This is a genomic window from Bosea vestrisii (assembly GCF_030144325.1).
GTDB classification, from domain to species: Bacteria; Pseudomonadota; Alphaproteobacteria; order Rhizobiales; family Beijerinckiaceae; genus Allobosea; species Allobosea vestrisii_A.
This window is the reverse complement of record NZ_CP126307.1, coordinates 5,250,560-5,269,754: the sequence shown is the minus strand read 5'-3', so window position 1 is coordinate 5,269,754 and position 19,195 is coordinate 5,250,560. Positions and strand designations below refer to the sequence as shown.

The 19,195-nt window shown below is 66.7% G+C and carries 18 protein-coding genes; 13 read left to right on the top strand and 5 right to left on the bottom strand.

Translation table 11 applies throughout. From position 1 onward, the window contains the following. The first annotated feature begins 400 nt into the window (after positions 1 to 400). Genes QO058_RS25935 through QO058_RS25925 form a run of 3 tightly spaced genes read left to right on the top strand, consistent with a single transcriptional unit; the run spans position 401 to position 3,610 of the window. Complete coding sequence (locus QO058_RS25935; RefSeq protein ID WP_284169093.1) at positions 401 to 1,585, top strand: extracellular solute-binding protein; 1,185 nt, start codon at positions 401 to 403, stop codon at positions 1,583 to 1,585. A 1-nt stretch (position 1,586) separates the two neighbouring features. Next, entirely contained in the window at positions 1,587 to 2,609 is a 1,023-nt protein-coding gene (locus QO058_RS25930; protein WP_284169092.1) for a Gfo/Idh/MocA family protein, read from the top strand. After that, positions 2,606 to 3,610, top strand: a complete 1,005-nt coding sequence (locus tag QO058_RS25925; RefSeq protein WP_284169091.1) for a Gfo/Idh/MocA family protein — start codon at positions 2,606 to 2,608, stop codon at positions 3,608 to 3,610. The genes QO058_RS25930 and QO058_RS25925 overlap by 4 nt, the downstream gene beginning before the upstream one ends. A gap of 4 nt (positions 3,611 to 3,614) precedes the next feature. Here the strand turns inward: QO058_RS25925 and QO058_RS25920 are convergent, their stop codons facing one another. Beyond that, positions 3,615 to 5,378 (bottom strand): methyl-accepting chemotaxis protein, encoded by a 1,764-nt coding sequence (locus tag QO058_RS25920; RefSeq protein ID WP_284169090.1) that lies wholly within the window; start codon positions 5,376 to 5,378, stop codon positions 3,615 to 3,617. Positions 5,379 to 5,602: 224 nt separating this feature from the next. Between QO058_RS25920 and solA the strand changes: the two genes are divergently transcribed. The 5 genes from solA to QO058_RS25895 all read left to right on the top strand — a co-directional run bounded on the left by solA (position 5,603) and on the right by QO058_RS25895 (position 11,361). Then, positions 5,603 to 6,742, top strand: coding sequence for an N-methyl-L-tryptophan oxidase (gene solA / locus QO058_RS25915; RefSeq protein ID WP_284169089.1), 1,140 nt, complete (start codon positions 5,603 to 5,605; stop codon positions 6,740 to 6,742). 26 nt (positions 6,743 to 6,768) lie between these two features. Continuing rightward, positions 6,769 to 7,671 (top strand): DMT family transporter, encoded by a 903-nt coding sequence (locus QO058_RS25910; RefSeq protein WP_284169088.1) that lies wholly within the window; start codon positions 6,769 to 6,771, stop codon positions 7,669 to 7,671. After that, positions 7,668 to 8,843, top strand: coding sequence for a multidrug effflux MFS transporter (locus QO058_RS25905; RefSeq protein WP_284169087.1), 1,176 nt, complete (start codon positions 7,668 to 7,670; stop codon positions 8,841 to 8,843). The genes QO058_RS25910 and QO058_RS25905 overlap by 4 nt, the downstream gene beginning before the upstream one ends. A 110-nt stretch (positions 8,844 to 8,953) precedes the next feature. Then, entirely contained in the window at positions 8,954 to 9,553 is a 600-nt protein-coding gene (locus QO058_RS25900) for a TRAP transporter small permease subunit (protein ID WP_284169086.1), read from the top strand. A gap of 143 nt (positions 9,554 to 9,696) precedes the next feature. Continuing rightward, on the top strand, positions 9,697 to 11,361 hold the full coding sequence (locus QO058_RS25895; RefSeq protein ID WP_432212083.1) for a TRAP transporter large permease: 1,665 nt from the start codon (positions 9,697 to 9,699) through the stop codon (positions 11,359 to 11,361). Positions 11,362 to 11,439: 78 nt separating this feature from the next. Here the strand turns inward: QO058_RS25895 and QO058_RS25890 are convergent, their stop codons facing one another. Together QO058_RS25890 and QO058_RS25885 are read right to left on the bottom strand one after the other, a co-directional pair. Continuing rightward, positions 11,440 to 11,829, bottom strand: coding sequence for a porin (locus QO058_RS25890; protein WP_284169084.1), 390 nt, complete (start codon positions 11,827 to 11,829; stop codon positions 11,440 to 11,442). A 32-nt stretch (positions 11,830 to 11,861) separates the two neighbouring features. Then, complete coding sequence (locus tag QO058_RS25885; protein ID WP_284169083.1) at positions 11,862 to 12,335, bottom strand: Lrp/AsnC family transcriptional regulator; 474 nt, start codon at positions 12,333 to 12,335, stop codon at positions 11,862 to 11,864. A 112-nt stretch (positions 12,336 to 12,447) separates the two neighbouring features. On the opposite strand from QO058_RS25885, the gene QO058_RS25880 reads away from it, so the two are divergent. Further along, positions 12,448 to 12,759, top strand: coding sequence for a cupin (locus QO058_RS25880; RefSeq protein ID WP_284169082.1), 312 nt, complete (start codon positions 12,448 to 12,450; stop codon positions 12,757 to 12,759). Between the two features lie 81 nt (positions 12,760 to 12,840). Here the strand turns inward: QO058_RS25880 and QO058_RS25875 are convergent, their stop codons facing one another. Both QO058_RS25875 and QO058_RS25870 read right to left on the bottom strand, forming a co-directional pair. Further along, a complete protein-coding gene (locus QO058_RS25875) occupies positions 12,841 to 13,935 on the bottom strand; it encodes a TRAP transporter substrate-binding protein (protein WP_284169081.1) in 1,095 nt (364 codons plus the stop codon). 240 nt (positions 13,936 to 14,175) lie between these two features. Then, complete coding sequence (locus tag QO058_RS25870) at positions 14,176 to 15,264, bottom strand: TRAP transporter substrate-binding protein (RefSeq protein ID WP_284169080.1); 1,089 nt, start codon at positions 15,262 to 15,264, stop codon at positions 14,176 to 14,178. 311 nt (positions 15,265 to 15,575) lie between these two features. On the opposite strand from QO058_RS25870, the gene QO058_RS25865 reads away from it, so the two are divergent. The 4 genes from QO058_RS25865 to QO058_RS25850 are packed head-to-tail and all read left to right on the top strand — an operon-like array spanning position 15,576 to position 19,192. Then, on the top strand, positions 15,576 to 15,995 hold the full coding sequence (locus QO058_RS25865) for a thiol-disulfide oxidoreductase DCC family protein (RefSeq protein WP_284169079.1): 420 nt from the start codon (positions 15,576 to 15,578) through the stop codon (positions 15,993 to 15,995). Continuing rightward, positions 15,992 to 17,671, top strand: a complete 1,680-nt coding sequence (locus QO058_RS25860) for an SDR family oxidoreductase (RefSeq protein ID WP_284169078.1) — start codon at positions 15,992 to 15,994, stop codon at positions 17,669 to 17,671. Before QO058_RS25865 ends, QO058_RS25860 begins: the two co-directional genes overlap by 4 nt. Beyond that, positions 17,658 to 18,710: an agmatinase gene (speB, locus tag QO058_RS25855; protein ID WP_284169077.1), complete on the top strand. Its 1,053-nt coding sequence runs from the start codon at positions 17,658 to 17,660 to the stop codon at positions 18,708 to 18,710. The genes QO058_RS25860 and speB overlap by 14 nt, the downstream gene beginning before the upstream one ends. Next, entirely contained in the window at positions 18,707 to 19,192 is a 486-nt protein-coding gene (locus QO058_RS25850; protein WP_284169076.1) for an Lrp/AsnC family transcriptional regulator, read from the top strand. The genes speB and QO058_RS25850 overlap by 4 nt, the downstream gene beginning before the upstream one ends. The last annotated feature ends 3 nt before the right edge of the window (positions 19,193 to 19,195 follow it).

The following is a 19,195-nucleotide window of genomic DNA, read 5'->3' as shown; positions in this document are numbered from 1 at the left end:
CACATGAGCGGAGCCATCTGCCTGGATATGGTTCGCGAGAATATCAACCGCGCCCTCGTCCTGATCGAGCTGACCTCAGATCGGAAGCGACCAGAAGACGAGCATCCGGGCAGGAGATTGCCCGGACGAGGTACTCCGGCTTCTGGAGCGGCGCGCCGTCGCTCGGGAGTCCGGAACTGACGCTCGCGCGCTCAGGAAAAGCAGCCCGGGATGTCGTATTCGACGTCCGGATGGGGCGGCGACCGATCCGAGTAGCGCCGAATAGCGCATCCCTGCCGAGCAGCACGTCCTCCGACCTCACGCAGCCCGCCCCTGCTTTCGTCGCATCTTGCCTGTCGGCTCTGGTGTACTAGTATACATGCCAAGGCCGCAGCAAAGCAGGCCAGCACAGGGAGGTACCATGAGCCATATTACACGGCGCGGCGTCATCGCCGGCGCTTCCAGTCTCGCCGCGCTCTCCGCCGGCGGAGCCTTCGCCCAGGGCGCGCTGCCCGCGAGCCCGGTCGCACTCAACATCATCGACGTCGCCGGCAATCTGCAATTGACGCAGGCTGCGATCGAGAAATTCGCCAAGGACAATCCCAAGCTGATCTCGCGGCTGAATTTTTCGCGCGCGCCCTCGCCGGAGCTGCCTGCCAAGCTCAAGGCGCAGCAGGACGCCAACCGCGTCGACATCGACATGGTACTGACCGGACCGGGCGCGATGTCGGATGGCATCCAGCAGGGCCTGTGGATCGATGTCTGGAAGTCGCACACCGCCGCCTTGCCGAAGGCCGAAGAGACCTATCACGAGCAGGCGCTGATGATGCAGCGCAATTTCGGCCAGAACGAAGGCGTCGCAGTGGTCTACTCGCCGTCCGGCCCGCTGTTCGAATATGCGGCCGACCGATTGAAGACCGTGCCCAAGACGGCCGAGGAGTTCCTCGCCTACGTCAAGCAGAACAAGAACCGCTTCACCTATGCCCGCCCGCTCAACTCCGGCCCCGGCTGGACCTTTCTGCAGGGCCTGCCCTACATCCTCGGCGACAGCGACCCGAGCGATCCGATGAACGGCTGGGCCAAGAGCTGGGCCTATCTCAAGGAGCTCGGCACCGGCATCGACTACTATCCCGGCGGCACCACGCCGACGATGAAGGAGCTCGGCGAAGGCACCCGCGACGTCATCGTCTCGACGCTGGGCTGGGACATCAACCCGCGCGCGCTCGGCATCGTGCCGAAGGAGGCCAAGGTCTTCGTCCTCGCCAACACGCACTGGATTCCCGACACCCAGTTCATGTGCATCCCTAAGGGCGTCGCCGCGGCGAAGGTCCCGGTGATCCTGGCGCTGATGTCCTACATGCTGAAGCCGGAGGCCCAGGCCGCAACCTACGACAAGGGCTATTTCTATCCCGGCCCGGCCGTGAAGGGCGTGACCCTCGCCATGGCCCCACAGGAGAGCCAGGATGTGATCAAGGAGTACGGCCGGCCCGAATATGACGGGCTGATCGGCAGCCTGCCGACCCGCCCGCCGCTGACGCCCGAGCGTCTGGTCGCCGCCTTCCGGCGCTGGGATCAGGAGATCGGCGTCGGCCACGCGCCGAAATAGCATGCGCTTCGCAGCCATCGGCCTCGACCACCGCCATATCTACCATATGGTCGGCGGTCTCCTCGAAGCCGGCGCGGAATGCGCCGGCTTCGATCCCCAGACCAGCGACCCGCGCGTGCTCGATGGCTTCCGCGAGCGTTTCCCGCAGTTGAAGGAGGCGGACAGCCAGCGGCTGCTCGACGATCCCTCGATCGACCTCGTCGTCTGCGCCGGCATCCCCTCGGAGCGGGCCAACCTCGCGGTCCGGGCGATGCGGGCGGGCAAGGACGTTATGGTCGACAAGCCGGGCGTCACCACCTTCGAGCAGCTCGCCGAGGTCGAGCGGGTCGTTGCGGTGACGGGGCGGATATTCTCGGTCTGCTTCTCCGAGCGTTTTGTCGTTCCCGCCACCATCGTCACCGGCAAGCTGATCGCGGACGGTGCGATCGGGCGCGTTATCCAGACGGTCGGCCTCGGCCCGCATCGGCTCAACCGGCCGATCCGGCCGGACTGGTTCTTCGACAAGCGCTATTTCGGCGGCATCCTGACCGACATCGCCTCGCACCAGATCGACCAGTTCCTGCACTTCACCGGCTCGCAGGACGCCGAGATCGCAACCTCGGGCATCGGCCATTTCGGCGTGCCGGACCTACCCGATTTCGACGATTTCGGCGAGATCCTGCTGCGCAGCGACCGGGCCGGCGGCTATATCCGTGTCGACTGGTTCACCGCTGACGGCCTGCCGACCTGGGGCGACGGGCGGCTCACCATCCTCGGCACGGAGGGGACGATCGAGCTGCGCAAATATGTCGACATCGCCGGCCGACCCGGCACCGACCATCTCTTCCTGGTCGACAAGGCCGGCACCCGCCATATCGACACGTCGCGCGAACCGCTGACCTATTTCCGCGCCCTCATCGCCGATATCGCCGATCGCAGCGAGACGGCGGCGACGCAGCAGCACATGTTCACGGTCTGCCGGCTCGCCCTGCACGCGCAGGACCGGGCCGTACGCCTGCCGATCAGAGGAACCGACGCCAAATGACACGCAAGATCGGCATCGCCGTCATCGGGCTGGGGCCGGCCGCCCTGCCCCATTCGCGCAGCCTGGTCGACCTGGCCGGCCGGGTCGATGTCCGCCACGTCGTCAGCCGCTCGCAGGAGCGGCTCGACGCCTATCGCAGCCAGTTCCCCTTCCCCGGCACGACCGATATCGACGTCGTCCTCGCCGATCAGAGCGTCGAGGCAGTCATCGTGCTGACGCCGCCATCCAGCCATCGCGATGTCGGGGCGCGTTGCCTTGCCGCCGGCAAGCATGTGCTTGTCGAGAAGCCATTGGAGCTGACGGTCGCGCGCGGCGAGGAGCTGGTCGCGGCGGCGCGGGCCTCGGGCAAGGCCTTCGGCGTCGTGCTGCAGCACCGCTTCCGGCCGGCGAGCCTCAGGCTCAAGGCGGCGCTCGACAGCGGCGAGCTCGGCACGGTGGAGGCGGGCCTGCTGCAGGTGCCGTGGTGGCGGCCGCAAAGCTATTATGACGAGCCCGGCCGCGGCACGATGGCACGCGATGGCGGCGGCGTCCTGCTGACGCAGGCGATCCACTCCTTCGATCTGTTCCGTTCATTGGTCGGCGTGTCGAAGGTCGTCGCGGCGCAGGTGCGCACCACCGGCCTGCACAGGATGGAGACCGAGGACTATGTCGGCGCCCTGCTGGAAACCGGAAACGGCGCCCCGGCGACGCTGGTGACCACCACAGCCGCCCATCCCGGCTACCCCGAGCGCATCGAGATCATCGGCAGCAAGGGCCATGCGGCGCTGGTCGGCGGGCGCCTACAGCTCGCCTTCCTCGACGGGCGCTCCGAGGTGGTCGAGGCCGAGGGCAATACCGGCAGCGGCGCCAATATCATGGACTTCCCGCACGACGCCCACCGCGCCGTGATCGCCGATTTCCTCGATGCGATCGAGGCCAAGCGCGATCCCGTAGTCACCGGCGAAGAGGCCCTGACCTCGCAGCGCTGGATCGACGCGATCCTGGCGGCGGGACGAGGCTGAGGCCTCATGCCATGCGATAGGCCATGCGCACGCCGCCCCAATGGCGGCCGGCGACACGCAGCGGCGCGTCAACCTCGCGCACCAGCTGAATGCCGGCGCTGCCCATGTCGCGCTGATAGGACTGGATGATGAAGGGCCGGGTCGAGCGCGCGGCGGTGATGCCGGCGCGATCGTCGAAAATGCGGCGATCGCGGCTGTAGGCTGCGTCCCAATCGGGGTCTTCCGGCCGTTGTGGCTGCGAATACTCGGAATGATGCACCGGGACATAGCCGTTCCGGTCGATCGGCAAGGTGAAGACGAGGCGCGGATCGCTCGCCTTGGCCTGCTCCATCACCGGCGGCAGGATCGCCTGCAGAGCGGGCAGCGCCCGATTGGCGAACTGGCGCGGATTGGACTCCGGGACCGGGATATAGTCGGTGTCGAACAGGTCATCCTCGCTCAGGCGGCCGGTGCGCAACGCCGCCTCGAGCAAAGCAGCGACCCGATGTGCGAACTCCTGCGCCTGATCAATCAATGGGCGATAGCTGTCCTCGATCTCGGCGAGCCGCCGGTGCAGCGCCGCATGCGCGCCCTCCTCGCCGCGTTCGAACGCAATGTGGAGCCCGAGATCGCTACGCGCCATCACCCGGCAAGGCAGCGGCGGCATGTTCTCGACCGCGATCGTGCCCCGGGTCCGCGCCTTCAGCTCCCTATCGGCGACCGACAGCAACGCGCCGCCGAAGCCGAGATCGATCGTTTGCCCGGCAACGACGCGTCCGCCGAATTCGAGCCTGACCGGGCATTCGGCCGGGAAACGGTCGTGCTGGCGCCGATCGGCGAAGACGGTATGGCGCAGCGTCGGCACGAAGCGCTCCAGCAGCCCCTCCGCCTGGCGTGCACCTTCAGCGAGGGCGCGCCTCGCATCGACATTCTCCTGAGCGGCGGCGAGCGCGACGCGGTCGACCTGCGTGACGCGATCGCGCACCGTCTCGATGAAACGCGCGGTGGCTTCGGCGCTGCGCGACAATTCCGCGGCCGCGGCCGCCTGTTCCTGCGAGGCCTCACCGACGGTCGCCATGACCGGGTTGACCTCACCGACGAGGCGGAACGCGTCAGTGACAACCGCGGCCGACCCCTGCGCCGCCTGGTTCAGGCGATCGACCTGGTTGCGGATATGGTCGACCGCATCCCGCACGCCGAGCGAGAGCGATTTCACCTCCTGCGCGACGACGCCGAAACCCCGGCCGGCCTCGCCGGCGCGGGCAGCCTCGATCGTGGCGTTGAGGGCGAGCAGATTGGTCTGGCGGGCGATCTCGGCAATGGCGTCGACGATCGAGCGGATCTCGCCGGTCGCCGTTGCGAGCCCGTTGATCATTGCCGTCGCCTCCCCAGCGCGCTCGGCGGCGTTGTCGAGCATGTCGCGGGCGCCGGACATTGCGGCGCCGACCCGCTCGGCCGCCTCCGAGACCTGCAGGGTCGCCGTCGCCAGCGATGAGGAGTTCTCGCTTGCCTGCACAGCCGCGTCGCGCAACTCGGCCATGCCGCCACGGATCTCGCGGGAACGGACTTCGGAACGTTCGGAACAGTCCTCCGCCTGATCGAGCCCGTCATTGAGACGGCGCATCGCGGCGACGACATCGTTCTCGAGCTCGTTGATCGCTTCGCTGATCGAGGTCTCGGCGGGAGCGGGCAGTGGCGGTTGAAGCGTCTCGACCACGGCTTGCGACGCAGCCGGCGCGGCAGCGGGGCCGGCGCGGCCCAACAGGCGCCAGACGGAGCGAGCAAGCATAGGCATTCCCGAGGCGAAACAGGATGCCGGACTATGCCGCCAACAGGGTTAACAAAAGCCTGAAGTCAGCCGCTCAGAGCGCAGTTTTCCATTGCGCCCGGCCGCCGCCCTGCCCGCTGCGCGTAGGCGCTCACGCACCAGGCGGGATGGACCCGCTCCATCCGCCCGCCTAGATTGCGGGCAGAACCGACTGGCGGATGAAGCCGGCTCCTCAGGGACCTTCGATGAGCTCATCGCGATACGACGTGATCGTTGCCGGCGTCGGTGCGATGGGCTCCGCCGCCTGCTGGCATCTGGCCAAGCGCGGCCTCAAGGTGCTCGGTCTCGAACGCTTCGACCTTGGCCACGCGATGGGCTCCTCTCACGGGCTGACGCGGATCATCCGCCTCGCCTATTTCGAGGGCTCGCACTATGTGCCGATCGTCAAACGGGCGCACCAGCTCTGGAGTGAGACCGGCGAGGCAGCCGGGCTGAAGCTCCTGCACGTCACCGGCTCGCTCGACCTTGCACCTGAAGGGCTCGGACCGGTCGAGTCCTCGCTGAAGTCCTGCCTCGACCATGGGCTCGAGCACGAGGTGCTCGATCGCGACGAGATTTCCCGCCGCTTCCCGGCCTTCCAGCTGCCTGAGGGGCATATCGGCCTGTGGCAGGCGGGCGGCGGATTCGTTGCCTCGGAGAAGGCGATCTATGCCCATGTCGGGCTGGCGCAGTCCAGGGGCGCCGATATCCGTACCGGCGAGCCGATGCTCGATTGGCAGCCGACCGCCGATGGCGGTGTCACTGTCCGGACGGAGCGTGGCACCTATTCGGCCGGACGGCTGGTGATCACCTCCGGCGGCTGGATCGCCGATGCGGTGCCGGAGCTCGCAAGCCGGATGACGACCGTGCGCCAGGCGATCGGTTGGTTCACCACGCGCCGCCCGGAGCTGTTCCGCGAGGGCGCCTTCCCGGTCTTTATCCTCAGCGTCGAGGAAGGCACGTTCTACGGCTTCCCGCTCTACGAACATCCCGGCTTCAAGCTCGGCGGGCCGCATTTTGCCCGTGAACCGATGGATCCGCGCCAACCGGACCGCACGCCGAGCCCTAACCAGATTCGCCTGATCCGCGAATGCCTGGCGCGCTACCTCCCCGACGCCAATGGCGACCCGCTGACGACGAAGGGCTGCGTCTATACGGTCTCGCCCGACGAGGATTTCGTCATCGACGCCGTGCCCGGTGTGCCGCAGGCGGTGTTCGCCTCGGCCTGCTCAGGCCACGGCTTCAAATTCGCCAGTGCGATCGGCGAAATCCTGGCCGATCTCTCGACCAGCGGCCGCCCAGCTTTCGACCTCTCCGCCTTCTCCCTTTCCCGCTTCGACGCCTGAGCCTACCGGGCTCGACAGGAACCGCCTTGGCCACCGCCGCCCAAAACCGCCGCGGCATCATCGCCATGATGATGGCGATGTCGCTCTTCTGCTGCAACGACGCGCTGATGAAGCTCGCCCGCGAAGCCTTCCCGACCGGGCAGGCGGTAGCGCTGCGCACCGGCTTCGCTATCGCCGTGGGCCTCGTGATGGTCGTGGTGATGGGCGACTGGCGCAAGCTGCCGCTCGGTCTGAAGCCCGTGGTGCTGGGGCGCGGCGTCGTCGAAGCGCTGTGCGCGCTGACGTTCATCTGGGCACTCGGCCTGCTGCCGCTCGCCAACATCACGGCGATCGTGATGGCCTCACCTTTGCTGATCATCCTGCTGGCGGTGCTGCTGCGGATCGAATCGGTCGGCTGGCGCCGGACGATCGCGCTGACGGTCGGCTTCATCGGCGTCCTGATCGTGATGCGCCCGAGCGCGGACGGCTTCAGCTTGGCTGCGCTGATCGCGCTCGCCGGCGCCTTCCTAGTCGCCATCCGCGACCTGATGACCCGTTTCATCAGCAGCGACGTCCCGTCGACTGTCATTTCCCTGGTCTCGACGATGATCGTCGGGCTGCTGGCCTCCGGCATGGGCGCCCTGGAAACCTGGCAATCGCCCTGGCGGATCGAGATGCTCTATCTCGGACTTGCCGCCATCCTGGTCACCGCGGGCAGCTTCTGTATCATCAGCGCCTTCCGCAACACCGATGTCGGCGTCGTCGCCGGCTATCGCTATTCCGTCGTGCTTATCGCCGTGCTGATCGGCTGGCTGGTCTGGGGCGAGACGCCGGACAAGATCGCCTTCGCCGGCATCGCGCTGATCGTCGGCAGCGGCCTCTACACGCTGCACCGACAGCGCGTCCGACCCGATTCGCAGCTGAAGCCTGAGGGCGACAAGCCGCTATGACCCCCAAACCGTCCCTCACCGTCCTCGTCGCGATCTCGACGCTGCAGCCGATCGCGCTCAACATGCTGGCTCCGGCGACGCCGGCGCTCGCCCGCAGCTTCGCCACCAGCTATGCGACAATCCAGCTGACGCTGACGCTCTTCCTGGTGGCGGTCGCGCTGACGCAGCTCATCGTCGGCCCACTCTCCGACCGTTTCGGGCGCCGCCCCTGCGTCCTGGCCGGCACCGCAGTCTTCATGGCCGGCTCGGGGCTCGGGGCTCTGGCGGACAGCGCGGGAACCCTCTTGTTCGCACGCGTGCTCGAAGGCGCCGGTGCCGGCACCACCTTCGCCCTCGCGCGCGCTATCATCCGCGACACGGCCAGCCGCGACCAGGCCGCCCGCCAGATCGCGACCGTGACCATGGTGATGGTCGTGGCGCCGATGATCACGCCCTATCTCGGCGGCCATATCGAGACCAATTTCGGCTGGCGCATGATCTTCTGGTCGATGGCGGCCGCTGCTGCGATCGTGCTGGTACTCGTCGGCATGCGCCTGCCCGAGACGGCGCCGAATGTCGGCGCACGGGCCTCGCTGATCGGCATTTTCCGGGCGTTTCCAGACTTGGCGCGTGACCGCAGCTTCATCCGCAATGTGATCGCGCTGGCGATGACCTCCGCCGCCTTCTTCGCCTTCATCGCCGCGGCGCCGTTCATCGTGGTCGAGACGATGGGGCGCGGCTCCGACACCTATGGCGCCTATTTCATCCTCAACGCCTTCGGCTACATGGTGGGCAATTTCGCGATGTCCCGATTGGTCCTGCGGCACGGCACGGCGCGGATGGCCTGGATCGGCCTGGTGATTTCGTTCGTGGCGATGACGGTCGCGTTCGCGATCTCGCTGACACCTTATTGGACGCCGCTGACCCTGTTTCTGCCGCTCGCCATCAATGCGATCGGGAACGGGCTGACCCTGCCGGGAGCGACCGCTGCAGCACTCTCCGCGAGGCCCGAGCTCGCCGGCTCGGCAGCCGGTCTCGCGGGTGCGATCCAACTTGGCTCGGGCGCGCTCGCCACCGTGCTGATCAGCTCGCTGGTGGCGCATTGGCCGCCGGCGCTGATGGCGATGATGTGGCTGATGCTCGTCGTCGCCCTGCTCGCATTGCGCAGCGAGCCCCGACAGCGCAACGACTGATCCACAGCGCCTTGCGCCGCGCAATCTTGTACGGCATGTAGCATTGGTATAACCGCCCTTCGCTAACCGCATGATGCGGCCACAATCCACAAGGTTCAGGGAGGACTGAGGTGGAAGGACCACTGGCTTTCAGCCGCGCGATCGACACCCTCAACCGCAAGATCGGTCAGTGGGTCGCTTGGCTAATCCTCCTCGCGGTCATCGTCTCGACCGTGAACGCGATCATCCGCAAGCTGTTCAACGTCTCGTCGAACTCCTGGCTCGAGCTGCAATGGGTGCTGTTCGGCGCCGTCTTCCTGCTCTGCGCCGCCTGGACGCTGCAGCTCAAGGAGCACATCCGCATCGACATCGTGAACAACCTGCTGCCGAAGCGCGTCCAGCAATGGATCGACCTGGTCGGCCATCTGCTGTTCCTGCTGCCGTTCTGCGTGCTGATGATCTATCACTCCGGCCCGTTCTTCATGCGCTCCTATCAGGTCAACGAGCAGTCGCTCTCGGCCGGCGGCCTGCCGCAATGGCCGGCAAAGGGGCTAGTGATCATTGGCTTCTCCCTGCTGCTGCTGCAGGGCATTTCCGAGGTGATCAAGCAGATCGCAATCATGCGCGGAAAGCTCGAAGACGACGAGACGGTGCGCGGCCATGCCGCTGCCGCCGAAGCCGAAGCACAGCGCCTGCTCGATCAGGCCAAGGCCGAAGGTCTCGCCCCGTGAGCCAAGCTGCCGTTTCCCGGACCCGCTCCATGACCCTCGCCCGCTCCGCCGTCCTGCTGTTCGCGCTCACCGCCGCCGCCTTCCTCAGCCTGCACACCGGCGATGCGCATGCCGCCGGCATCGGCGATTTCCTGCGCGTCAACATGGCGCCGGTGATGTTCGCCGCGCTCGTGCTCTTCCTTCTGCTCGGCTATCCGGTCGCCTTCGCGCTCGCCGCCAACGGCCTGTTCTTCGCCCTCGTCGGCATCGAGCTCGGCATGTTCCAGGAGAACTTCCTGCAGGCGCTGCCGGAACGCATCTACGGCACGATGAACAACGACGTGCTGCTGGCGATCCCGTTCTTCACCTTCATGGGCCTGGTGCTCGAGCGCTCCGGCATGGCGGAGGACCTGCTCGACACGATCGGCCAGCTCTTCGGGCCGATCCGCGGCGGCCTCGCCTATGCGGTGATCTTCGTCGGCGCGCTGCTCGCGGCCACGACCGGCGTCGTCGCGGCTTCCGTCATCTCGATGGGCCTGATCTCGCTGCCGATCATGCTGCGCTATGGGTACGACCGGCGGCTCGCCTCCGGCGTGATCGCAGCCTCCGGGACGCTGGCGCAGATCATCCCGCCCTCGCTGGTGCTGATCGTGCTCGCCGACCAGCTCGGCCGCTCGGTCGGCGACATGTACGAGGGCGCCTTCATCCCCGGCCTGGTGCTGGCTGGTCTATACGCCGGCTATGTCTTCCTGACCACGATCATCAACCCGACGCGCGCGCCCGGCCTGCCGCCTGAGGCGCAGACGCTGCGCGACGCCGACGGCGTGACGCGGCGCCGCTCGCTGCTGGTGGTGACGATTCTCGCCTTCGCCATTGCCATCGCCTACATGAAGTACTTCACCAAGGTCGATGGCGGCGCGGACTTCGTCATCCTGACCATGTCGATCGCGGTTGCGGTTTCCTTCGTGATCGCGCTGATCAACAAGTTCCTGAAGCTCAACCTGCTGTCGCGCATGACCGAGCAGGTCGTCTTCGTGATGGTGCCGCCGCTGGCGCTGATCTTCCTGGTGCTGGGCACGATCTTCATCGGCGTCGCGACGCCGACCGAAGGCGGCGCGATGGGCGCTGCCGGCGCGATCCTGCTCGCCTGGGGCAAGGGGCGCATGACCTTCAGCCTGCTCCGGCAGGCGACGGAGTCGACCGCGAAGCTCTCTGCCTTCGTGCTGTTCATCCTGGTCGGCGCCCGCGTGTTCTCGCTGACCTTCTATGGCGTCAACGGCCATGTCTGGGTCGAGCACCTGCTCGTCGGACTGCCCGGCGGCGCGACGGGCTTCCTGATCGTCGTCAACGTGATGGTGTTCCTGCTCGCGTTCTTCCTCGACTTCTTCGAGCTGGCCTTCATCATCGTGCCGCTGCTCGGTCCGGCGGCGGACAAGCTCGGCATCGACCTGATCTGGTTCGGCGTCATCCTCGGCGTGAACATGCAGACCTCGTTCATGCACCCGCCCTTCGGCTTCGCCCTGTTCTTCCTGCGTTCGGTGGCGCCGAAGAACCCCTATCGCGACAAGGTGACCGGCAAGATGATGGAGCCGGTGACGACCGGGCAGATCTACTGGGGCGCCGTGCCCTTCGTGGTGATCCAGTGCATCATGGTCGCACTTGTGGTGATCTTCCCGCAGATGGTGATGCACTATAAGAGCTCGGGCATTCAGCTCGACCAGCAGCAGATCAACAAGCAGCTCGACAGCATCACCATTCCGGGGCTCGGCGGCTCCGGCGGAATGCCGGGGCTCGATCTCAACGCCCCGCCGACGCTGAACCTCCAGTAAGACGACAGGCCAAAACGACGAAGCCCCGGATCGGCCGATCCGGGGCTTTCGTTTTCAGGGCGATCGCAGGGGGCCGGTTTACCAGCGCTGCCAGCCCTGGTTCAGGTTATCGTCGCGCTGGGCGCGGCCGCTGACCACGGCGCGCATCTCGCCGAACGTGGTCGCGCTGCGCGCCTCGCCATAGACCATCGCTTCCGCGTTGGAACCGTAGCGGCGGTTGCTGGAACTCTTGCCGAACTCGACGCGGACACCACCGCCGACGCGGACACAGGCAGAAGAGCCTTCGACGCGGACGAAGCCCGGTCCGTATTCCGGACAGGGGCGCGTCGCCTGCGCCGGCGCGGGGCGAGCCGCCGTTGGCTTGACCTTGGCGGGCCCGCGGCCGGGGAGCGGCTCGCCAATCGACTGCGCGCCTGCCAGAGCCGGCAGGCCGAAGGCGGCGACAATGATGGCAACGGGCAGCTTCATGCGCGCTCGGTCCCTGACTATTGACCTGCAATCTAACCTGACAAACGAGGCCGGGCTAGGGCAGCCACGTTCATGCTCTCCGCCAGGATCGGTGCCGTCTCGATCTCGCCAACGCCGGGTACGGCGCTCAACCTGTCGACCAGTTGCGAAAGAGCCGGCGCGTCTTGCGTCTCGACGATCAGCATCGCGTCGACCGGGCCAGCCAGTGAATAGCAGGCGACGATTTCCGGCCAATGCCTGAAGCGATCGAGAACGGTTGCGCAGGGGCGCGTGCGGATGCGCAGGGAGAGCATCGCGCGCGTAACCGGTGCCTTCGGCAGATCGGCGAGCCGAACGGTGTAGCCGAGGATGACACCGTCGCGCTCGAGCCTCGCCATCCGCTCCTGGATCGCGGTGCGCGAGAGGCCAGCGTCGCGGGCCAGCGCCGTGAAGGAGGCGCGGGCGTTGGCCTTAAGCAGCGCGAGCAGCTTCCGGTCGATGGCGTCGAGCTCACCGTCGTTTCGCAAGCCAAGCCTCCCGCAAAGCACCGATCGCAACCACTGCCGGCGTCTTGCCTATGGCACGGGCGCCAGCATCGGTGAAGATTCAGGGCCTCTTCCACAAACCGGAGACATCAGGATGAGGACGATCAAGCCGCGGGATTTCACCGGCAGTCGCGCCTGGGAGGCACTCGACATCGAACGGATCGACGACGCCACGATCCGGCTGCACTGGACCGATCAACCCTACAAATGGCACGTCAATGACGGGCCGGAGGTCTTCGTCGTGCTCGACGGCGAGGTCGACATGCATACCCGGGCCGGCGGCGTGGAGAGCGTACAGCGCCTCCTGCCCGGCGACATCTTCCATGCGCAGGACGGCGATGCCCATGTCGCCCATCCCGTCGGTCCCGCGCGGGTTCTGGTGATCGAGCGCGCCGGCAGCATCTGAAGACCATGTAAAAACCCCGGCCTTACGGCCGGGGTCAGCATGTGCCGAGTTGGCCGGCCGGAGCCGGCAAGCCCCCTTTTCTCAGAGCATATTCGCGGCGCGGGCGCGGATCAGGAAGTTGTCGTAGGTGTATTCGGCGATCTGGAACCAGAGATATTCGTCGCCGCGGAAAGCCGCCATCGCCTCGTAGATCTTCTTGAAGTCGGGGTTCTTGGCGCTGGTTTCGGCATAGACCTCCTTGGACGCCTTGAGGCAGGCTTCGAGAATCTCCTGCGAGAACGGCCGCAGCTGCGCGCCGCCGCCGACGAGGCGCTTCAGCGCGGCCGGATTGCGGGCGTCGTACTTGGCCTGCATGTCGATATTGGCGAGACCAGCCGCCGTGGTCAGGATCGATTTGTAGGTCTTCGGCAGAGCGTCCCATTTCGCGGTGTTCAGGAAGAAGTGCAGCGAGGCGCCGCCTTCCCACCAGCCGGGATAGTAGTAATAGGGCGCGACCTTGTTGAAGCCGAGTTTCTCGTCATCGGCCGGCCCGACCCATTCGGCCGCGTCGATCGTGCCCTTCTCCAACGCCGGATAGATATCGCCGCCGCCGATCTGCTGCGGCACGACCCCGAGCTTGCTCATGACCTGACCGGCAAAGCCGCCGATGCGCATCTTCAGGCCCTGGAGATCGGCGACCGTCTTGATCTCCTTGCGGAACCAGCCGCCCATCTGGCAGCCGGTATTGCCGCCCGGCAGCGCATAGATGTTGTGCTTCTTGTAGAACTCGTTGAGCAGGTCCATGCCGCCGCCATGGTAGAACCAGGCGTTCTGCTGGCGGGCATTGAGGCCGAAGGGCACTGCTGTCCCGAAGGCGAAGGTCGGATCCTTGCCGACATAATAGTACGAGGCAGTGTGGCACATCTCGACTGTGCCGTTGGTCACGGCATCGGCCGCCTGCAGGGCCGGCACGATCTCGCCGGCGGCAAAGACCTGGATCTGGAACTTGCCGTCAGTCGCTTCCGAGACTGCCTTGGCCAAGACTTCCGAGGCGCCGAAGATCGTGTCGAGCGATTTCGGAAACGAGGAGGTGACGCGCCATTTCACCTCCGGCATGGACTGGGCAATGGCCGGTGCGGCGATGACGCTGGCGGCGCCGCCGGCACCGGCGACTTTCAGAAACTGACGACGCTTCATTCGGGGCGCTCCTCCCAGAGCTTTTGAGGCGCGCCGGTATTGTCCGGTTCGCGCACAAGAGCGCCAGAAAAGGGCATCTGCGATGCAAGCGCAAGCTGTGCACATGACGCCTATGCAGTTTCTGCATAGGTATTTGGTCTAACCCATCTTGGCGTTGACGCACGGGTGGATGATCCCGACCAAACGAAAAAGCCCGGCCGTGCGGCCGGGCTTCGTTGCTCTCGCCGTAGTCGGCGGCGATTACTTCGTGGCGCGGTTGCGGACCTGGAAGATGTCGAAAGTCAGCTCCGCCACCTGCCACCAGAGATACTGGTCGCCGCGGAAGGCGGCCATCGCTTCGATCGCCTTCTTGAAGTCCGGGTTCTTGGCCGAGATCTCGGCATAGAGCTCGTTGGAGGCCTTGAGCGAGGCTTCCATCACGTCCTGCGGGAACGGGCGCAGCTGCGTGCCGGCGCCGACCAGGCGCTTCAGGGCGGCCGGGTTCTGCACGTCGTACTTCGCCGCCATCTGGGTGTTGGCATAGGTGCAGGCGGCAGTCAGTGCAGCCTGGTACGCCTTCGGCAGGGAGTTCCACTTCTCCAGGTTGACGAAGGCGTGGACGCAGGGGCCACCCTCCCAGAAGCCCGGATAGTAGTAGTACGGCGCGACCTTGGCGAAGCCGAGCTTCTCGTCGTCATACGGTCCGACCCACTCGGCGCCGTCGATCGTGCCCTTCTCCAGCGCCGGGTAGATGTCGCCGCCGCCGATCTGCTGCGGCACGAGGCCGAGCTTCTGCAGGACCGAGCCGGCGATGCCGCCGATGCGCATCTTCAGGCCGTTGATGTCGGCAACGCTCTTGATCTCCTTGCGGAACCAGCCGCCCATCTGGGCGCCGGTATTGCCGCAAGGCAGGCCGTAGATATTGAACTTCTTATAGAACTCGTTGAAGAGCTCGTTGCCGCCGCCCTGGAACAGCCAAGCATTCTGCTGGCGGGCGTTGAGGCCGAAGGGCACGGAAGCCGCGATCGCAAAGGTCGGATCCTTGCCGACATAGTAGTACGAGACGGTATGGGCCATCTCGACGGTATTGTTGGTGACCGCGTCGGCCGCCTGAAGCGCCGGCACGATCTCACCGGCGGCGAAGACCTGGATCTGGAACTTGCCGTCGGTCAGATCGGAAACCATCTTCGCCATGACTTCGGCGCCGCCATAGATGGTGTCGAGCGATTTCGGGAAGCTCGACGCCAGGCGCCACTTCACCTCGGGATTCGCCTGCGCGACCGCCGGCATGGCGACAGCGGACGCGGCCGCACCGGCACCGGCGACCTGCAGGAACTGACGACGCTTCATATGGGACATCTCCTCGTTTCGACGTTTATCGCCGCGCCCGTGCAGCAATAGCACTGGTAGGGGCGACGTTTGTAGGACGACCTTGGTGTGATGCAGCGATGTTCAGAAGCGGCAGCCCGGGTTGATCCACGGTTAATCGGCTCGCTTCGAATCTGTACTTGCACAAGATTTGCGCAGCACTCCCCCAATCGTTGCAAGATCGTCAACTGTCGCAGGCCGCTCGACAATTGCACGCAGAGCATGGCACGGCTGCATGAGACGCGCATGAAACTTTTTCCCCGCCCGGTCAACCTCTCCCCTAAAGAGGTCCGATGACCAGCCTAGCCGCCCCGATCTGGCTCTATGACGGCGTCTGCGTGCTCTGCTCCGGCGGCGTGCGCTACACCCTGCGGCACGAGCGCGACCGCAGCATCCGCTTCGTCGCGATCCAATCGCGTGCGGGGCGCGACCTGGCAAAGGCCCATGGCATCGACCCGGACGAGCCGGACAGCTTCCTCTTCATCGAGGATGGCAAGGCGCTCGCCAAATCCGATGGGGTGCTCGCGCTCGTCCACCATCTGAACGGACCGGCGCGCCTGCTGCTCGCCGGCCGGGCGCTGCCAAAGCGCTGGCGCGACTGGCTCTATGACCGCGTCGCCCGCAACCGCTACCGGCTCTTCGGCAAGAAGGACAGCTGCGAGATACCAGACCCGGCGACGCGGCATCGCTTCACTTTGCCGGACAGCCCATGAAACGTGTCGTGCTGATCGGCGCGACCGGCGTCTTCGGCCGCCGACTTGCGCGCCATCTCTCGCGCATGGACGGCCTCGATCTGGTGCTGACCTCGCGCAGCGCCGACAAGGCCGAAGCCTTGGCGAAGGAATTGGCGAGCGAGGCGAGCGTGCCGGTCAGCGGTATCGCGCTCGATCGCGACAAGGAACTCGTGGCCGCGCTCGCCGCGCTGCAGCCCTGGCTGGTGATCGACGCCTCCGGACCGTTTCAGCAGCAGGGCTACGAGGTGCCGACGGCGGCGCTCCTGCTCGGCGCCCATGTCGTCGACCTCGCCGATGCGCGCGATTATCTCACCGGATACGGGCCGCAGCTGGATGAGCTCGCGCGGCAGCATGGCCTCGTCGCGCTCGCCGGCGCGAGTTCGACGCCAGCTCTCTCGGCCGCGGCGGCGCGGGAGCTGAGCGAAGGCTGGCGGCGGCTCGATACCGTCGACATCGCGATCACACCGGGCGGGCGCAGCGAGGTCGGGCCGGCGGTCATCGCTGCCGTCCTGAGCTATGCCGGCAAGCCGGTACCGATCTGGCGCGAGGGCGAATTGCAGACGACATCCGGCTGGAGTGTCGGAGAGGTCATCGACATGCCGGGCCTCGGCCCACGGCGTGTCGCGCCGGTCGAGACTGTCGACGCCGAGACGCTCGGCCCGGGCCTCGACGTACATTTCCGGGTCAGCTTCTCCGCCGGGCTGGAAGCCGGCATCGAGCAATGGGGACTGGCGCTGCTCGCCTGGCTTCGCCGCCGTGGCTGGGTCGCCGATCTCGCGCCGCTCGTGCCCTTTCTCGTCAAGGCGCGGCGGGTCACCCGGCTCTGGACCTCGGATCGCGGCGGCATGCGCGTCGCGATCACCGGCATCGACGCCAAGGGCCGGCCGCGGCGGGCCTATTGGTCGCTGCTGGCCGAGAACGACGACGGCCCGCAGGTGCCGACGCTTGCAGCCACGGCAGCGGTGCGTGCCCTGCTCACCGACGGGATCGCGCCCGGCGCGCGCTCGGCTGCCGAGGCGCTCGACCTTGCCATGATCGAGGCCGAGATAGCGCCCTATGCGATCAGCACCAGCCAGGACGAGCGCAGCGTCGGCCCTGCCCTGTTCGAGAGCGTATTCGGAGCCAAAGCTTTCGCCGGCATGCCGGCAGCGATCCGCGCCTTCCACTCCGCCGCTGCCGAGCCGGTCTGGCGAGGCCGGGCCGACATCGCGCGTGGTGATGGGGCGGTGGTCGGCCTGCTCTGCCGATTCTTCGGCCTGCCCGCCGCCGGAACCGACCTGCCGGTGACGGTCAGCGTCGCACGCGGCGATTCGCGCGATGACGGCTCGGAAACCTGGATCCGCAACTTCGCCGGCCAGCGCTTCAGCTCGCATCTGAGTTTTGATCGCGGCGAGCTGCGCGAGGCCTTCGGCCCGTTCTCCTTTACCCTCGCGGCCGAGGCGGGCCCGGAGGGTCTGGCTCTGCCGATCGCCGCCTGGCGCGTCTTCGGCCTGCCGCTACCGCGCTTCCTGATGCCCTCTGCCACGGCGCGCGAGACGGTTGACGCGGAGGGCCGCTTCCGTTTCGACGTGCGGCTCTCTTTGCCCTTCTTCGGCCTGCTGGCGCATTATCGCGGCTGGCTCAAACCTCGGAGACCAAGCGATGGATCAGGATAAGCTGGCAAAACTCAGGGCGCGCTATGCCGACGCGAGCGGCGCCGACATCCATGATCCGCGCTTCGCCAAGGTCGCGGCCGGGCAGTTCCAGGGCGACCGCCGCAAATGGCCGTTCTCCGACGTCGCGACCTTCATCAACGCGCCCTATCAGCCGGAGGCGCTGGGCAAGCCCGATCTCGGCGGGCTCGACGTCGCGATCATCGGCCTGCCGATGGATCTCGGCGTTACCAACCGGGCCGGCACGCGGCTCGGCCCGCGCGCCGTGCGTGCCGTCGAGCGCATGGGGCCGATGGACCATGTCAACGGCACCGCGCCGTTCAGCCTGGTCAAGGCGGCCGATATCGGCGACGTGCCGTTCCGCTCGCGCTATTCGCTGGAAAGCTGTCACGAGGATATCGAGGCGACCTTCAAGCAGATCGTGCAGGCTGGCGTCTCGACGCTCGGCGTCGGCGGCGACCATTCGATTACCTATCCGATCCTGAAGGCCGTCGGCGAGAAGCGCCCCGTCGGCATGGTCCATATCGACGCGCATTGCGACACGTCCGGCCCCTATGAAGGCTCGAAATTCCACCATGGCGGGCCGTTCCGGCAGGCAGTGCTCGACGGCGTGCTCGATCCCGAGCGCGTCATCCAGATCGGCATCCGTGGCGGCGCCGAATATCTCTGGGAGTTCTCCTACGAGTCCGGCATGACCGTGATCCATGCCGACGAGGTCGACCGCATGGGCCTCGACGCGGTCATCGCCAAGGCGCTCGCCGTGATCGGCGACGAGCCGACCTATGTCTCCTTCGACGTCGATTCGCTCGATCCCGCCTTCGCGCCCGGCACCGGCACGCCCGAGGTTGGAGGGCTCACCCCGCGCGAGGCGCTCGCCATCCTGCGCGGTCTCAAGGGGCGCAACATCGTCGCCGCCGACGTGGTCGAGGTCGCACCGCAATACGACGCGACCAGCAACACGGCCCAATGCGCGGCGCAGGTGCTGTTCCTCGAGCTCTGCCTGATCGCCGAGGCAAGAGCGGCCGGCAAGGGCAGGCCGTGAAGCGAAAGGCGCTCCAGCTCGACGCGATCGATCGCCAGATCATCGCGATCCTGCGGGCGGAGGGCCGGATCACCAACCAGGCCCTGTCGGAACGGGTCGGGCTCTCGGCCCGGCCCTGCCTGGAGCGGATGCGCCGGCTGGAGACCTCCGGGCTGATCGCCGGCTATGGCGCAAGGCTCTCGCCCGAGCTCGCCGGACACGCCATCATCGCTTTCGCGCAGATCTCGCTGCGCGACCATTCGGTCGGCCGGCGCGAGCGGGTCGAGAAGGTGCTGCGCGCCTACCCTGACGTTGTCGAGCTCCTGGTGATCAGCGGCGATGCCGACTATCTCGCGCGCATCGTCGCGCACTCGCTTGCAGCCTATGAGGAGTTGACCGGTGCCTGGCTCGCCGACAACCAGCTTGGCATCGCCCGGATCGCGACCACCTTCGCGCTGAAAGCGCTGAAGGATTTCGATGGCTATCCACTGCTGGAGGAGTAGCAG

Coding starts and splice junctions, on each gene's coding strand:
- QO058_RS25880 (WP_284169082.1), top strand. CDS start 12,448: ATGAGGACGATCAAGCCGCGGGATTTCACCGGCAGTCGCGCCTGGGAG.
- QO058_RS25895 (WP_432212083.1), top strand. CDS start 9,697: ATGGCGCCGGTGATGTTCGCCGCGCTCGTGCTCTTCCTTCTGCTCGGC.
- QO058_RS25905 (WP_284169087.1), top strand. CDS start 7,668: ATGACCCCCAAACCGTCCCTCACCGTCCTCGTCGCGATCTCGACGCTG.
- QO058_RS25920 (WP_284169090.1), bottom strand. CDS start 5,378: ATGCTTGCTCGCTCCGTCTGGCGCCTGTTGGGCCGCGCCGGCCCCGCT.
- QO058_RS25890 (WP_284169084.1), bottom strand. CDS start 11,829: ATGAAGCTGCCCGTTGCCATCATTGTCGCCGCCTTCGGCCTGCCGGCT.
- QO058_RS25870 (WP_284169080.1), bottom strand. CDS start 15,264: ATGAAGCGTCGTCAGTTCCTGCAGGTCGCCGGTGCCGGTGCGGCCGCG.
- QO058_RS25925 (WP_284169091.1), top strand. CDS start 2,606: ATGACACGCAAGATCGGCATCGCCGTCATCGGGCTGGGGCCGGCCGCC.
- QO058_RS25860 (WP_284169078.1), top strand. CDS start 15,992: ATGAAACGTGTCGTGCTGATCGGCGCGACCGGCGTCTTCGGCCGCCGA.
- QO058_RS25865 (WP_284169079.1), top strand. CDS start 15,576: ATGACCAGCCTAGCCGCCCCGATCTGGCTCTATGACGGCGTCTGCGTG.
- QO058_RS25935 (WP_284169093.1), top strand. CDS start 401: ATGAGCCATATTACACGGCGCGGCGTCATCGCCGGCGCTTCCAGTCTC.
- speB (WP_284169077.1), top strand. CDS start 17,658: ATGGATCAGGATAAGCTGGCAAAACTCAGGGCGCGCTATGCCGACGCG.
- solA (WP_284169089.1), top strand. CDS start 5,603: ATGAGCTCATCGCGATACGACGTGATCGTTGCCGGCGTCGGTGCGATG.
- QO058_RS25875 (WP_284169081.1), bottom strand. CDS start 13,935: ATGAAGCGTCGTCAGTTTCTGAAAGTCGCCGGTGCCGGCGGCGCCGCC.
- QO058_RS25930 (WP_284169092.1), top strand. CDS start 1,587: ATGCGCTTCGCAGCCATCGGCCTCGACCACCGCCATATCTACCATATG.